General features: G+C 74.5%; 12 protein-coding genes. 5 read left to right on the top strand and 7 right to left on the bottom strand.

The genetic code is table 11. The features are described from left to right. The first annotated feature begins 12 nt into the window (after nt 1-12). Nucleotides 13-1,128, top strand: a complete 1,116-nt coding sequence (locus tag ACWDX7_RS26665; protein ID WP_451489706.1) for a YihY/virulence factor BrkB family protein — start codon at nt 13-15, stop codon at nt 1,126-1,128. Nucleotides 1,129-1,537: 409 nt separating this feature from the next. On the opposite strand, the gene ACWDX7_RS26670 is transcribed toward ACWDX7_RS26665, so the two are convergent. Then, nucleotides 1,538-1,927: a VOC family protein gene (locus tag ACWDX7_RS26670; protein WP_451489705.1), complete on the bottom strand. Its 390-nt coding sequence runs from the start codon at nt 1,925-1,927 to the stop codon at nt 1,538-1,540. 562 nt (nt 1,928-2,489) lie between these two features. On the opposite strand from ACWDX7_RS26670, the gene rsgA reads away from it, so the two are divergent. Beyond that, entirely contained in the window at nt 2,490-3,554 is a 1,065-nt protein-coding gene (gene rsgA / locus ACWDX7_RS26675; RefSeq protein WP_451489863.1) for a ribosome small subunit-dependent GTPase A, read from the top strand. 569 nt (nt 3,555-4,123) lie between these two features. Here the strand turns inward: rsgA and ACWDX7_RS26680 are convergent. Continuing rightward, on the bottom strand, nt 4,124-4,606 hold the full coding sequence (locus ACWDX7_RS26680; protein ID WP_451489704.1) for a DUF456 domain-containing protein: 483 nt from the start codon (nt 4,604-4,606) through the stop codon (nt 4,124-4,126). Between the two features lie 24 nt (nt 4,607-4,630). Next, entirely contained in the window at nt 4,631-5,608 is a 978-nt protein-coding gene (locus ACWDX7_RS26685; RefSeq protein WP_451489862.1) for a helix-turn-helix domain-containing protein, read from the bottom strand. Nucleotides 5,609-5,938: 330 nt separating this feature from the next. On the opposite strand from ACWDX7_RS26685, the gene ACWDX7_RS26690 reads away from it, so the two are divergent. Further along, nucleotides 5,939-7,402: a protein phosphatase 2C domain-containing protein gene (locus ACWDX7_RS26690; protein WP_451489703.1), complete on the top strand. Its 1,464-nt coding sequence runs from the start codon at nt 5,939-5,941 to the stop codon at nt 7,400-7,402. Between the two features lie 485 nt (nt 7,403-7,887). Continuing rightward, the gene (locus ACWDX7_RS26695; RefSeq protein ID WP_451489702.1) at nt 7,888-8,295 is read left to right on the top strand and encodes an ATP-binding protein; all 408 of its coding nucleotides are present in this window, start codon (nt 7,888-7,890) and stop codon (nt 8,293-8,295) included. Between the two features lie 95 nt (nt 8,296-8,390). Here the strand turns inward: ACWDX7_RS26695 and ACWDX7_RS26700 are convergent, their stop codons facing one another. After that, nucleotides 8,391-9,476, bottom strand: coding sequence for a DUF2637 domain-containing protein (locus ACWDX7_RS26700; RefSeq protein ID WP_451489701.1), 1,086 nt, complete (start codon nt 9,474-9,476; stop codon nt 8,391-8,393). A 198-nt stretch (nt 9,477-9,674) separates the two neighbouring features. Continuing rightward, nucleotides 9,675-10,538 (bottom strand): (2Fe-2S)-binding protein, encoded by an 864-nt coding sequence (locus tag ACWDX7_RS26705; protein WP_451489700.1) that lies wholly within the window; start codon nt 10,536-10,538, stop codon nt 9,675-9,677. Nucleotides 10,539-10,692: 154 nt separating this feature from the next. Between ACWDX7_RS26705 and ACWDX7_RS26710 the strand changes: the two genes are divergently transcribed. Next, entirely contained in the window at nt 10,693-11,358 is a 666-nt protein-coding gene (locus ACWDX7_RS26710; protein WP_451489861.1) for a GntR family transcriptional regulator, read from the top strand. A 251-nt stretch (nt 11,359-11,609) separates the two neighbouring features. Here ACWDX7_RS26710 and ACWDX7_RS26715 read toward each other — a convergent pair whose 3' ends face one another. Further along, nucleotides 11,610-12,386, bottom strand: a complete 777-nt coding sequence (locus ACWDX7_RS26715; RefSeq protein WP_451489699.1) for a hypothetical protein — start codon at nt 12,384-12,386, stop codon at nt 11,610-11,612. Nucleotides 12,387-12,552: 166 nt separating this feature from the next. Next, complete coding sequence (locus ACWDX7_RS26720; protein WP_451489698.1) at nt 12,553-14,232, bottom strand: PucR family transcriptional regulator; 1,680 nt, start codon at nt 14,230-14,232, stop codon at nt 12,553-12,555. Nucleotides 14,233-14,575: the final 343 nt, after the last annotated feature.

The following is a 14,575-nucleotide window of genomic DNA, read 5'->3' on the forward strand; positions in this document are numbered from 1 at the left end:
TACCGTAAGGACGTGCAGCCAGCAAAAGAAACACCCGAGCGGCTCCCAGGGCGGCTCCACCGGGCCCGCGCCCTCTACCGCAACGTCTCCAAGCGCAAGATGGCCTGGCTGCTGCTGAAAGACACCGTCAATTCCTGCATCGAATACCGCATCCTCGGGCTGGCCGCCGAGGCCGCCTTCTTCACGCTGCTCTCGCTTCCCCCGCTCTTCCTCGGCCTGCTGGGCCTGCTGGGTTACGTCGACGGGTGGACGGACACCCAGACCGTCGCCAGCATCGAGGAGAACATCCTGCGCGCGGTGGGCACGGTGCTGTCCGACCGGGGCGTCAACGACATCGCCCGACCGCTGCTGGACGACGTGACCGGGCGCGGCCGCCCCGACATCATCTCCCTCGGCTTCGCCTTCGCCCTCTGGTCGGGATCGCGCGCGGTCAACGTCTTCATCGACACCATCACCGTGATGTACGGGCTCGACGGGCACCGGGGCATCGTCAAGACCCGGCTGCTCGCCTTCCTCCTCTACATCATCGCGCTGCTCATCGGCGCGGTCCTGCTGCCGCTGATGGTGGCGGGGCCGGACGCGGTGGTACGGCTGGTGCCCTGGGGCACGGAGCTGATCGCGGTCCTGTACTGGCCGACCGTCACCCTGCTGTCCATCTCCTTCCTGACGACGCTCTACCACGTGTCGGTACCGGTGCGGTCGCCCTGGATCGAGGACGTGCCGGGCGCGCTGGTAGCGCTCGCGATGTGGGTGGTGGGCTCGTTCCTGCTGCGGATCTACCTGACCAACACCGTGGAGGGGCCGACGATCTACGGGTCCCTCGCCGCGCCGGTGGCGGTCCTGCTGTGGATCGGCATCTCGGCCTTCGCGGTCCTCGTCGGCGCGGCCGTGAACGCGGCCATCGACCGGGTCTGGCCGTCCGTGGCCACGGCCACGGCGCGCGAGGCGAACGAGCGGGCCCGGGAGGCGGAGGCCGCGCAGCTGGTCGCTCGGGCGGCGGCCTGGCGGGCGATGGCGGAGGGCGAGTCGGAGGACGACGAGGACGAGGGGATGCCCTCGGAATTCCCCGAGCGGTGGTCGAAGTTCCTGCCGCCGGAGGACTACTCCGCCCGGCTGCGCAAGCACTGACCACCCGGGCCGCTCGCTCTCCGCCGGGCCGGCGCGGCTCGGACCGAGCGGCGGCGGCCATCGCGGGCCGGGAGCCACCTCCCGGCCCGGCCCGGCGGCAGGCAGGAGACGGCGCCGCCGTCCCGGCCGGGCGGTGGCGGGGCGGGCGCCGCCGATCCGGCGCGCGGGCCCGGCCTCGACGGCCCGGGCGGCCGGACGGTCCGGCCTCGGCCGGCGGGGCCTGGGAGCGGCGCGTGCCCGTGGTGCGCCACCGGCCCGCTGAGAGGTGGCGTACTGCCGGGCCGGGCGCCGAGGTCCGTGCGCCGGGCCCGCGGGCATGCGCCGGCACCCCGGAGCACCCGCGCTCCCGGACGCCTCCCGCTGCGGGCCGCGCACGCTCGGCCGGGGGCCCGCCCGCGCCGCCGCGTGCCTACGCCGGGGCGAAGAGCGAGACCCCGGAGCCGTCCGGGTCGAAGACCATGGCGTAGCGCTGGCCCCAGGCCGCGTCCCAGGGCGGCAGATGGCCCTCGTACCCGGCGCCGGTCAACTCGGCGTACAGCGCGTCCACCTCGGCGGGGGAGTCGCACAGGAAAGCGAGTTCCCGGCGGCTGTCGCCGATGGGCCTGGTCCAGGTCGGGTCGAAGGAGAGCACCGTCGCCTCGGTGTCCCACGCGATCCGCAGCCCCCCGGGCAGGGTGGCCTCGACGTGCGGCTGCTCGTCGGAGTCGGCGGGGACGTCGAGCCCGAGGCGGCGGTAGAAGGCGAGCGAGGCGGCCATGTCGGAGACGACCAGGCCGATCATGTCGAGTCGTGGAGTCATGCCAGCAGGCTAGGCACGTGCCGGGTCGCGCGTCCTGAACGAAACGGACATCATCCGCCCGCGCCCGTCCCCCTGCCCGCCGTCCGGCTGACCGCCGCGTCGCCCGTGCCGGGGCCGGCGGTCCGGGCGGGCGACCTCGCGCGGCACCCCGCCGATCCGCCGCGGGCGGCCGCGGCCGCGGCTCGCGTTCCGGCGGCTCCGGGCGGCTGCGGCGGCTGCGGGAAAAAGAACTGGCCCCGCGCTGAGGGGGCTTGTTACGGTGGGGTCCGTTCCCGCCGGCCGGCGCGGAACACGTCCGCACGTGCATGACCCGGAGGTGAGTTCGTTGATGACTGTCGTCGCGCAGGGCGCTGCCCGCACTCAGAAGACCATCAATGTCACTTCCGTGGTCTCCGGCTGACCTCACACCTCTTTCGCGCGCCGCCGCCGAGCGAGCGCGCGCTGCCGGGGCCGCCCTGTGAAGGGTTCCCCCTTGTCTTTCTTCTCTTCTTCCGTTTCCCGCGGTTCCGTCGCGTCCGTCGCGTCCGCCGCGTCTCTTCCGGCGGCCGGGCTCGCGTCCGCCCTGGGCACCTTCGGCTGGGACGAGGCGTGGGAGGCCGAGTTCGCCCCGTACGCCGAACAGGGCCTGCTGCTCGGCCGCGTCGTACGGGTCGACCGCGGTCAGTGCGACCTCATGACCGCGGACGGGATCGTCCGCGCCGACACCGCCTTCGTCACCCCGCACGACCCGCTCCGGGTGATCTGCACCGGTGACTGGGCCGCCGTGGAGGCGGCCGGCAATCCGCGGTACGTGAAGGCGTACCTGCCGCGCCGGACCGCCTTCGTACGGTCCACCTCCTCACAGCGGTCGGAGGGCCAGATCCTCGCCGCCAACGTGGACCACGCGATCATCGCGGTCTCCCTCGCCGTGGAACTGGACCTCGGGCGCATCGAGCGCTTCCTCGCCCTGGCCTGGGAGTCGGGAGCCCAGCCGCTGGTCGTCCTGACCAAGGCGGACCTGGTACCGGACCCGGCGACGCTCGGGCACCTCGTCCAGGACGTGGAAGCCGCCGCGCCCGGGGTCCAGGTGCTCACCGTCTCCTCCCACACCGGGGAGGGCACGGACGTCCTCGCCGCCGTCGTCGCCGACGGCACCAGCGTGCTGCTCGGCATCTCCGGCGCCGGCAAGTCCACCCTGGCCAACGCGCTGCTCGGCGCCGACGTCATGGAAGTCCAGACCATCCGCGAGGTCGACGGCAAGGGCCGGCACACCACGACCACGCGCAACCTGCTCGCCCTGCCGGGCGGCGGCGTCCTGATCGACACCCCCGGGCTGCGGGGCGTCGGGCTCTGGGACGCCGAAGCGGGCGTCGGCCAGGTCTTCTCGGAGATCGAGGAGTACGCCGCGCGGTGCCGCTTCCACGACTGCGCGCACGAGGCGGAGCCGGGGTGCGCGGTGCTGGCGGCGGTGGCCTCGGGCGAGCTGGCGGAACGCCGTCTCGCCAGCTACCGCAAGCTGCTGCGGGAGAACCAGCGGATCGTGGCGAAGACCGACGCGAGGGTCCGGTCGGAGATCCGGCGGGACTGGCGCCTGAAGTCGGCGGAGGGCCGCGCCAACTACGCGGCAAAGCGAACCGGCCGCGCCTGACCCCGCCGCGGCCGGGCCTCTGCCCGGGCCCGCCGGGTGCTTCCCTGCGGGGCACCCGGCCGCCCCTCCGGGGCCCGGGCTTGGCCCCCGCCTGGGCTTCGGGCCACCCTTCGGGCCTGGCCTGTGGGGCCCTGGGCTCCAGCTGGGCCTTCCGGTCGAGCCTTTGGGCCGGTCCGCCCGGCCGGTCTGGCGTTTCGCCCGAGCCTTCGGCCAGGGCTTCAGGTCGGGCGTTGTGGCCGGGCCCTTCGGCCGCCTCTTCCGGCCCGGCCTTCCGGCTCGACCGGTCGGCCGGCCGGGCTTCCTTCCGCCCGCCCGAGCGCGCCGGGTCCTTCGTGCCGGGGCATCCGGTCGCCTCTGCGGCCCGGGCCTTGGGGCGGTCCGCCCGGCCGGTCTGCCAGGTCACGCGAGCTTTCGGCCGGGGCTTTGGTGGAGGCTTCGGTTGGCCATCCGGCCTGGGCTTCGGGCCATCCCTTCCGGTCGGGCCCTGCGGCCCGTTGCCGGCCTGGGCTTCGTTGGCGGGGCGGTCGGTGAGGGATTCCCGTTGGGCCTTGCCGGTCGGACGGCCGGGCCTACGGCCTGGTCACCGCCGCTACCCAGGCCGCCACCAGCAGCAGGCAGGCGAACAGTTCCACCAGCACGCTGGTGCCCACCGCCCGCATCACCGCCCGGACCGAGGCCCACGCCTCGCCCCGGGTCCCCAGGCGCAGCCGCTCGCAGAGGTAGATGCCGCCCACGAAGCCCGGGACGGCCCCGACGACCGGTACCAGTACGAAGCCCAGTACGGCGCCGGTGCCCGCGTACGCGGCCATCCGGGGGGTCACTCCCACCTCCCGGATCCGGCGCGGCGGCAACAGCCACTTCACCACCTGCACGACCAGCAGCAGGGCCGTCGCCACGACCAGCAGGGTCCAGGCCGCCTGCGACCGCTCCTGCAGCGCCCACCACAGCAGTCCCGCCCACACCAGCCAGGTGCCCGGCACACCCGGCACGAGTACCCCCGCCATCCCGAGCAGGAGCACCAGCCCCACCAGCAGCAGCAGAGGCACGTCCATCTGCTCAGCCTGACCGACCGGGGGCTATCGGGCCACCCAGCCCCGTTCGTACGCGTGCCAGCCGAGCTGGAGGCGGGTCGTGACGCCGGACAGCTCCATCAGGCCTTTGACCCGCCGCTGCACCGTCCGCAGGCCCAGCTCCAGGTGCTTCGCCACGCTCGCGTCCGTCATGCCCGCCAGCAGCAGCGACAGGATCTCCAGGTCCGTGGCGTCGGGGCCCCCGCCCGATTCCTCCGCCGAACCGGCCGCGCCCAGCCGCAGCGGCAGGGACTCCCGCCACACCGCCTCGAACAGCCCCATCAGGCATTCCAGCAACCCCGAGGCGTGCACCACCAGCGCGGCCGGTTCCGCGCCGCGCACCGTGAGCGGGACCATCGCCAGCGCGCGGTCCGCGATCACCAGCTTGGTCGGGACCTGCCCGGTGACGCGGATCCGCTCGCCCCGCGCCAGCGCCGTCGTGGCCTCCCGCAGGCAGCTCGGCAGCGCCAGCACCTCGCGCTCGACCACCACCCGGTAGTCGACACCGCGCACGACGGCGTACTCCTCCGCCTCGTTGTCGGCGCCCGCCACCACCTGCGGCCGGCCGCGGACCAGCGCGCAGACCTCCTCCACCGCGCCCAGCTGGAGCTGGCGGAAGCGGTGCGCCACCGCGCTCGCCCCCTGCACGACCTCCACCAGGTCGTGCACCGCCGGCTCGACCGCCTCCGCCCGGTACTCCTGCGCCAGCAGCGCCGCCGTCAGCTCCGCCTGTTCCAGCTCGTGCCGCTGCCGGGTGAGCAGCGCGCCGAGGGCGACCCCGGGCGGCGCCGCCACCCACCGCCCCGGACGGGCCGAGGACCGGGCCGCCAGACCGTGCCGCTCCAGGTGCCGCAGCGCCTGCTCGGTCTGCGGCACCGGCAGGGCCAACCGGTGCGCGAGGTCGGGCACTTCCGCCGCCCCCAGCGCCACCAGCGCGCGGTACGCCGACTCCTGGCCCTCGTCCAGGCCTATCGCACCCAGCAACCCGTCCACCACCCTCTCCGTACGGCACCTGGCGGGAAGCGGCCACGGCGCGAACCCGCCGCGGACATCATCGCCGCACCCTCCGCCTCTCTGCCAAGGTGGTGCCACCGCAGCACCGTCGACCACGCCGGAGCCGCGGGCAGCCCGTATCGCTGGAAGGCCGAACCGGCCGACGCGAACGGCGTCACAGTCACCCGGGCGGTCGCGCGGACACATGCTGTCCGCAAGCCCGTTCGGGAAAGGCGGGAAGGGTCCACCGGGCGGCGGCCCGGTGGACCCTTTTCGTGCGTTCCGCGTTTTCCGCCCCTGCCGAAGGCCGACAATAAGGCCATGAGTCAGCAGGGCGCGGAGGACTGGTGGCAGAAGCTCTACGAAGTCCCGGACGCGGGACCGGAGCCCGACCCCGGGGACACGCTGGACCACCGCTTCCGGTCGGCGGAGGTACTGGTGACGGGACCGGCAGCCGGACCGGCGCCCGGGCCGGGGCCTGCCCCGCGCCCGGAGCCGGAACCAGCGCGGCCCCCGGAGGCGGAGCACGGGCCGCCGGAGCCGTTCCTCCCGTCCCCGCGCCGGGCCGGGGCAGCAACGACGCCCGCACCCCCGCCCCCTGCCGCACCACCGCCCCCTGCCGCACCACCGCCCCCGCCCGTACCCCCGCCCGCACCCGCGCTTGCGCCCGTACCCCCGCCCGGCCCGCCCGCCGCGCCCGCCGTACCCCCGCCCCCGCAGCGGGATCCGCGGCAGGGAGCCACCGGGTACGCGCTCGGGGACGTGGAGGTGCCGCCGGTGCAGCAGGCCGGGCGGGTGCCCCGGAGCCGGCCGGTTCCCCGCCGCGAGGCCCCGTCCGGCGCGGCATCCGCGCCCGCCCCCGAGGACGGAACCGCCGCCGCGCGCCCCGCGGTGCACCACCTCGGCGACCGCGCCCCCACCTACGCCGCCGAACCGGGCGCGCTCCCTCCCGCCGACCCGGCCGCCCTCGACGGCCTCAGCCCCGACACCGTTCTGGAAGGCGCCCGCTACGGCACCTACACCCTGCGTGCCGCGTCCCTGCGCGGGGACTCCGCCCGCTTCCGCGGCGAGGCCCGCCGGGACTTCCTGCTCACCGCCCGCTTCGGCGGCGGCGACGACGCCCTGGTCCTCGTGGTCCTGGCCGGCGGGGACCGGGCCGCCCCCGGGGCCGCCGAGGCCGCCGCCGAGCTGTGCCGCGCCGTGGCCGCGGCCGTCGGACGCAGCCGGGAGCGGCTGGCCGAGGACATCCTGGCCGGGCGGCGCGACGCCCTGCGCTCGGGCCTCCAGCGGCTCACCGACCGGGGCTACGGCCGGCTGCGGGCCCGTGCCGCGGAGCTGGGGCTCCCGGAGGAGGCGTACACCGCCGGACTGCGCGGCCTGCTCCTCCCGGTGGATCCCCGCTGCCGCACCCGGGTGTGCTTCGGCGCCGGCGTGGGCGGGGTGTTCCGCCTCCGGGCGGGGCAGTGGCAGGACCTGGAGCCGCGTGGACAGCTCCGGCCGGGTGAGCCGGCGGCCGCCGAGCCGGCCGGACCGCCCCGGCCGGCCGCACCCGCCGAGGGCGGCTTCCGTTTCCGCGCGGCCGTGGCCCAGCCGGGCGACACCCTGCTGCTGTGCTCCGGCGGCCTCGCGGAGCCGATGCGGGAGGAGGCGGCCCTCGGGGCCGAACTCGCGGCGCGGTGGGCCGAGCCGGAACCGCCCGGCCTGGCGGCCTTCCTCGCGGACACCCAGCTCCGCCTCAAGGGATACGCCGACGACCGGACGGCCGCCGCGGTCTGGGAGGCCTAACCGGGGAGATCTCCTCACCCCGGTGCAGTACGGCCGGCCCGTCGAAGGCGTCCCCTTCGGCACCTCATCTCGGGGACTGGTGGAGCCGGGGATGCCGGTTTTCGGCCTGCCCTCCTAAACGGCAGGACGTACAGGAATTCCGCCCTCGACGCCATCGCCCGGGCCGCCGTTGCATACGGCTCCGCGTGTCAGGGCAGGGGGGATACCGTGGCCGGTTCCGCGCGTGCGCCGGCGGGACGGTGCTGAACGGCGGGGCGGGCCCGGTGATCCGGATGGCTTGATCCCGTCGCCGCGCTGTGCCGCGCTGCGCCGCGGCCGCAAGGCCGCAGGAGTGCGGAACCGTCCGGCGGGCATGCATCCCGTAGACCAGTTCGAGATGACACCGACGCGGGGGGTACATCGCGGTGCGCGTGGGGGCCAAGACGGGAAAGCAGTGGCGGGGGAGGACCGTACCGCGTGAGCCGTATGCCGGGGACGGGGGAGCGGTGGACACGCTGCGGATCACGCGGAGCGTGCGCCGGGCGGATCTGAAGGCGGTGGGCGAGATCCGCCGGGCGTTACGGGAGGTGATGCGCCACCGGTGCCGGGCCGACACCGCCGACGCCGCGGAGCTGCTGATCACCGAGCTCGTCACCAACGCCCTCGTCCACACCGATCAGGGCGCGGAGGTGACCGTGAGTCTCGCCGGCACCCGGTTGCGGGCGGAGGTCCGGGACCACGCGGCCCACCGGCCCCGGCCGGCCGCACAGGGGGAGGACCACCGTACGCACGGCCGGGGACTCCTGCTGGTGCAGGCGCTCGCCGATGCGTGGGGGGTGGATACGCGCGCACGGGACGGCGGCAAGGTGGTGTGGTTCGAACTGGAGGCGGCGGACCCCGCCGCGCCCGCCTGAACGGCGGGTCCGGCGGGGCCCCCTGAAAAAGCCGGTCGGACGGGTCCTACGGTCCGACGGTCCACGAATCCGGCGGGGTCCGCGCAGCGGCCCGGTCAGCCGAACTGCTGCTCCAGGTCCTTCAGTTTGCGCTCCAGCGAGTCGAGCCGGGGAAGGGCCTGGGTGTCGTCCTCGGCGGTGAGGTCCACCGTCCGCGGACCACCCGGATCAGTGGCCTCGCTCCTCGTCACGGCCTGCAGGGAGGGCCGGCCGGTCGATCCGGCGGAGGGTAGCTGATGCAAGGGCGGCAGCTGTCCCGGCTCGGATATGGCGGGCTCCGCGCCGACCTGCGCGGAGCCCGCTCCGGGGACCAGCCCCGGGATGTCGACCTGCCGGGCGCGGGCGCGCCCGAATGCCCGGTTCTGCCGGCCCAGTGCCCTGAAGTGCGCCCGGTCCAGGCGCTGCTGGTCCCGCCTGCGATGGCGGTCCTGCTCCTTCTCCTTCCTGTCCTCGCGCACCTCTTCCACGGCCTCGTCCAGGGTGCGTACCCCCTCCAGCAGCATGAGTGACCACGCGCCGAAGGTCTCCCGGGGCGCCCGCAGCCAGCGGACCATCCGGATCTGGGGCAACGGGCGGGGGATCAGGCCCTGTTCGCGCAGCGCCGCCCGGCGGGTCTGCTTGAGGGCCCGGTCGAAGAGGACGGCAGCCGAGAGCGACATCCCGGCGAAGAACTGCGGGGCACCGTCGTGGCCCATGCCCCGCGGCGCGTGCACCCAGTTGAACCAGGCGGCCGCGCCCGCGAACAGCCACACCAGCATGCGCGAGCCGAGGGCCGCGTCGCCGTGACTGGCCTCACGGACGGCGAGCACCGAGCAGAACATGGCGGCGCCGTCGAGGCCGAAGGGGACCAGGTACTCCCAGCCGCCGGTGAGGCTCAGGTTCTGCCGGCCGAAGCCGACCAGCCCGTGGAAGGACAGTGCGGCGGCCACCGCCGCACAGCAGAAGAGCAGGACGTAGGAGGCGGTCCCGTAGACGGCTTCCTTGCGCCGCCGCCGTTCCTCGCTGCGCTCCCAGCTGTCCTCGGCGGCGGCCTTGTCGCCTTCCCGCTTGCCACGGGCCAGTACCGCAACTGCCGCAAGCACGCCCAGGATCAGCAGGCTGCCGGGCAGCAGCCAGTCCAGCGATATGTCGGTCAGTCTCATGCGGATGTCCCTTGCCTCGCGTATGCGGCTGTGCGGCTTTCCGGGCGCCATAGTGGCGCAGCGGATCCGCCGGACACGCGGGTTTCGGGGCAAGTGGACGCCATCGGGGGGCGTGGCCCGCCGGATAGGGTGTTGTGGCCCGAACGGACGGCCGATCGCTCCGCCTGCGTTCGAACGCCATCACCCCTGCGGGTGGGTTCAGGCGGGGGCGGCCCCCGTGAGGCGGGCGATGCGGTCCGCGTCGCAGGTCCGGGGGCAGGTGACGCAGGTGTCGTCGGGGCGGATCGTGTAGAAGAGGCAGCAGCTCGCCCGGTTCCGCGTGGGCAGCTCCTCGCCGTTCGGTCCGCGGAGCGTACGGAATCCCGCGCCACCGGTGTACGGGGCGGTCGAGCCGGGCAGCAGCGCCTCCAGCTCGGCCATGGCCCGCTGCTCCTCGCCGAGCAGGTGTCCGATGTACCAGAGGCTTTCGACGACCTCGTCGGTCACCATGCCCCACAGGGCCCGCGGGCCGCGCCGCATGCGGGGGCCGAAACCTTCCAGCACCGGTTCGAAGTGCTGGGCCACCGCGGCCCGCACCTCCGCGCGCAGTGCCTCCTCGTCGGGCACGACCCGGGCTCCGGGGAGAGCGGCCGCCGGGTCGTCCGGGAGGCAGGCGAACTCCTCGACGGCGACGGACATCCGGCCGCGGGTCCGCTGGAAGGCGACGGAGCCGGCCGGCAGCCGGGGCACCCGCCGTCGCAGGAACCACGGCAGGGTGATCAGCAGGCAGGCGGGCCAGGCGTAGCGGTGCAGTCCGAAGCTCGCCACCACGTCGGGACGGGCCTGGTGGCCGTAGTCCCGCAGGATCTGGGCGTTGTCCCAGGCGAGGAAGGCGTCCAGGCCCGGCCCGCCGGCCGCGAGCTCGTCCGCGCCGACCCACCCCGCACCGCGAGGGGCGGATTCGTGCGCGGCTCGCTCGACGACGCCAAGTGCGCCGAAGACCTCGGCCATCCGTGCGTAGGCATCCGCCACCGGAGAGCCGGCCGGGGCGGGGCGGGAGGCACTGACGGCCATGACGGTCATGACGGACCACCGAATCACGCGATCGTTAACAGGTAAGCCTTACCTTACCCGATCGCGACGCCGCGTATCCTCAACGACGCGCGTTCCGTCACCTATCCTCAGGACTGGTCGAGACCTGTAGGAGGACCGAGTGCACGAGGCGGCCCAGGCCGGGGTGTCGGCGCAGCCGTCGATTCCGGGGCAGCACGTTCCGCGCAAGGTGCTGCGCCATTCGGTGCGCGGGCAGATCCTCGACGCCCTGCGCTCGGCGCTCCTCGACGGAGAGCTGGTGCCGGGCGAGATCTACTCCGGGCCGGCCCTGGGTGAGCGCTTCGGCGTCTCGGCGACACCCGTGCGCGAGGCGATGCAGCAGCTGGCGCTGGAGGGGGCGGTGGAATGCCTGCCCAACCGGGGCTTCCGCGTCCTGTCCCGCACCCCGCGTGACCTGGCCGAGCTGGCCGAGGTCCGGGCGCTGCTCGAAGTCCCGGTCATGCTGCGGCTGGCCGGCGCCGTGCCCGCCGCCACGTGGGAGGCCCTGCGCCCGGCGGCCGCCGCCACGGCGCGGGCCGCCGCGGCGGGTGACCTCGCGGGGTACGCGGAGGCGGACCGGGCCTTCCACCGCGCGGTGCTTTCCCTCGGGGGGAACGGCCAGCTGGTCCAGGTGGCGGAGGAACTCCACCGCCGGGCGCAATGGCCCCTGCCGGGCGCCCGGCAGGTGCGGCCCGCGGATCTCGTCGCCGATGCGGCGGAGCACGCGGCGCTGCTGGAGGCGCTGATCGCACGGGACCTCCCCGTGGTGGAGTCCCTCGTACGGGAGCACTTCGCGGGTTCACGCCCCTGACCCCGCCCCCCGCCCCCCGCCCGCCGCCTCCGCGACCGGCTCAGCCCCGGCAGTGCCGGCGGCCGGGGCAGGCACGGCCTGGGCCGTGTCTTTCGGATCGTGTCGGCCGAGCCCGCGTTGTCCGGTGCCGTGCATCGCAAGGCGGAGGAGCTTGCCTCGTACTGGACGTACTGGCAAGCCCCGACAACGCGGGGAGGTGCGGTGCCGGGCGACGCGGGCCCGGCAAGATCCGAAAGACACGCCCTAGGGGTCTACACCGCCGGCGACGGGGCCAGTTGGTCCGCCAGCCAGGTGGGGATGCCGCCCAGGAGGTGGAACAGGCGGCGGGCCTCCGCACGCAGGCGGGTCGCCTCCGGTTCCGGCTCGGCTTCGGCCAGGGCCGCCAGCGCCGGGGCCGTACCGACCAGGAAGCCCAACTCCTCGCGGATGCGCAGGGATTCGATGAAGCCCTGGCGGGCCTCGGCCACCTCCCCGTCGCGCAGCGCCAGCGCGGCCAGGTGCCGCCAGGTGAAGGACAGCAGGAGGGTGTCCCCGTGCGTGACCGCCCCTTCGTGGGCCCGTTGGTACGCCGGCCGCGCCGACTCCGGGGCGTCCGTCAGGTGCTCCGCCACCAGGCCGCGGCGGAAGTCCAGCAGCGGCCGGGTCCGGGAGCCGGGGGACAGCAGGGCCGCCGCCCGCGCCAGCGCCGACCGCGCCTCGTCGGCCCGGTCGCGTACGCCGAGCACGGTGGCGGCGTACGCCAGCTGGCCCCGCTCGCAGGCGGCCGAACCCCGGTCGTCGTCGTCGCGCGCGACCGCCTCGGCGATCCGCAGCGCGTCCTCCGCCTCGGCCCAGCCCTGCCCGGTGAACAGGCACCGCTCGACCAGCAGCGCGGTCCGCTGCACGGCGGCCCCGGCGTGGTCGAGGTGCGGCGTCAGCAGCGCCGCGGCGTCGGTCCAACAGCCGCGCGAGCGCAGCCGCCATATCGCCCGCTGGAGGGGGTCGTCTCCCCCGGTAGTTCCGGCACTCGACATGGCGGTATACGCCACATTGCCCTCCCCAAAGCAATCAAGCAGCACATCGTTGAGCCCTGGGGCGAAATGAGAGCACGAATGCGCTTGCTCGGCCAAGGGGTCGGGTGAACTCTTTCACAAAGTCCGGATCCCTCGCCCGCCCGCCCCCGGCCGGGGCGCGGGCCGCCGCAAGTGGATCTCCTCAGCTCATGCGCAGTGCGAGGAAGAAGTCGAGCTTGTCTTCCAGCCGGGACAGGTCCCGGCCCGTCAACTGCTCGATTCGCCCGACGCGGTAGCGCAGCGTGTTGACGTGCAGGTGCAGCCGGGTCGCACACCGGGTCCAGGAACCGTCGCAGTCCAGGAAGGCCTCCAGCGTCGGGATGAGCTCCGCGCGGTGGCGCCGGTCGTAGTCGCGCAGCGGATCCAGCAGCCGGGCCGTGAAGGCGCGGCGGACGTCGTCGGGCACGAAGGGCAGCAGGAGCACGTGCGAGGCCAGCTCGTGGTGGCCGGCCGCACAGACCCGCCCCGGGCGGGCCGCGGCGACCCGACGGGCGTGCCGGGCCTCCTCCAGCGCCCCTCGCAGCCCCTCCGCGGAGTGCACGGCCGCGCTGACGCCGAGCGTGAGCCGGCCGTCGTCGGCGAGGCCGGCCGCCAGGGGCTCCCGTACGGCGCTGAGCAGCTCGTCGGCGTGCAGCGCCGAGTCGGGGCCCTTGTCCTCCCCGGCGTCCCCGGTCAGCGTCGGCAGCGGTACGAGGGCGATGGCCTCGTCACCCGCATGGGCGACCGCGATCCGGTCGGAGGGTTCCGGCCCGGAGACGGACGGGTCGACCAGGATCTCCTCCAGCAGCGACTGGGCCACCGGGCCGCCGGGAATGTCCCCGCTGTCCCAGTCCACGCGCGCCACGACCACCTGCCAGTGCGGGGCCGCCCCCAGCCCGGGCAGCAGCACCGGGGTCGCGACCCGCAGGCGCGCGGCGATCTCGGCGGGCGGCGCGCCCGTCTGGACCAGTTCCAGCACTTCCTGGGCGAGGCGGCGGCGCACCGTACGGGCGGCGTCGCGCCGGTCCCGCTCCACGGCGATCAGCTGGGTGACGCCCTGGAGCAGGTCCAGGCGCTCGGCCGGCCAGTCCCCGGCGTCGGCTTCGACGGCCAGCAGCCAGTCGGACAGCACGCTCTCGCGCACATCGCGCGTCACCTGGCCGGCGGCGCCGCGGCCGTGTCCCCTGATCGGGAAGAGGGAGTACGTCATACCCTGGAGGGAGATCCGGTGCGGGCCCCTGCGGCCCGTCCGGACCGCCGCGAGGTGCTCGCTCGCCAGTGCTGCGCAGATGCCCGGCGCCAGCGGCTCGCCCGCACCGGCGATCTGCCGGCCGGTGGGGGAGAGCACCCAGGCCCGGAGATCGAGGTCCGTGGTGAGCAGATCCAGCACCACATCCGGTCCGCCGCCCGCCGGGCCGGATGTCATCAGGCGGCGGTGGCGGTCCACGACGGCCGCCAGGTCGCCGGCGCGCTCGCCGGAGACCTGGCGCACGACATACTCGGTGATCGTGGCGAATGCAACGTCTTCGTTCACAGCGAACAGCGGCAGCCGGTTGCGCCGACAGGCTGAGACCAGATCGTCGGGAACGTCCCCCAGCTCCGCTTCGCCCGCCGCGAGCCCCGCGACACCCGCGCTCGCGAGGATTCGTACGAACGGCTCGGAGTCGGCTGAATTTCTTCGCCAGGCCAGGCCGGTGAGGACCAGTTCGCCTCCGGAGAGGTATCGGCTGGGATCGCGTAGGTCGGTCGTCATGACCCCGCGGACCGTCCGGTCGAGTTCGTCCTCGCCGCCCAGCAGCCGCAGCCCCAGCGCCTCGGTTTCCAGCAGTGCGCGCAGCCGCATGATGTCGCCGCCGATCTGTCTCGAATGTTGCCGTTGGAAATCGGGCAGGTGGTTGCATCCTGCCTTTCATACGAATCTACAAGACGAGGGAGGCCGTCAGCCAACTCCTTCATGGTTTCGGTGACTGCACCCGGGGGACGCACGGCTTGTGTACTGGCTCCACACCGCGTTAACAGCAGATGAACGACCAGTCGAGGGCCTTTGGGCCTCCTGGCTTGAAGTAAACCCTTCGATTAAGTAGAAGAGAGCCGCTCATGGACTTCCTTCGCCCCGCCAGCTGGGAGGAGGCGCTCGCCGCTAAGGCCGAGTTCCCCACAGCTGTGCCGATTGCGGGTGGCACCGA

Source organism: Streptomyces sp. NPDC003034, assembly GCF_053591375.1.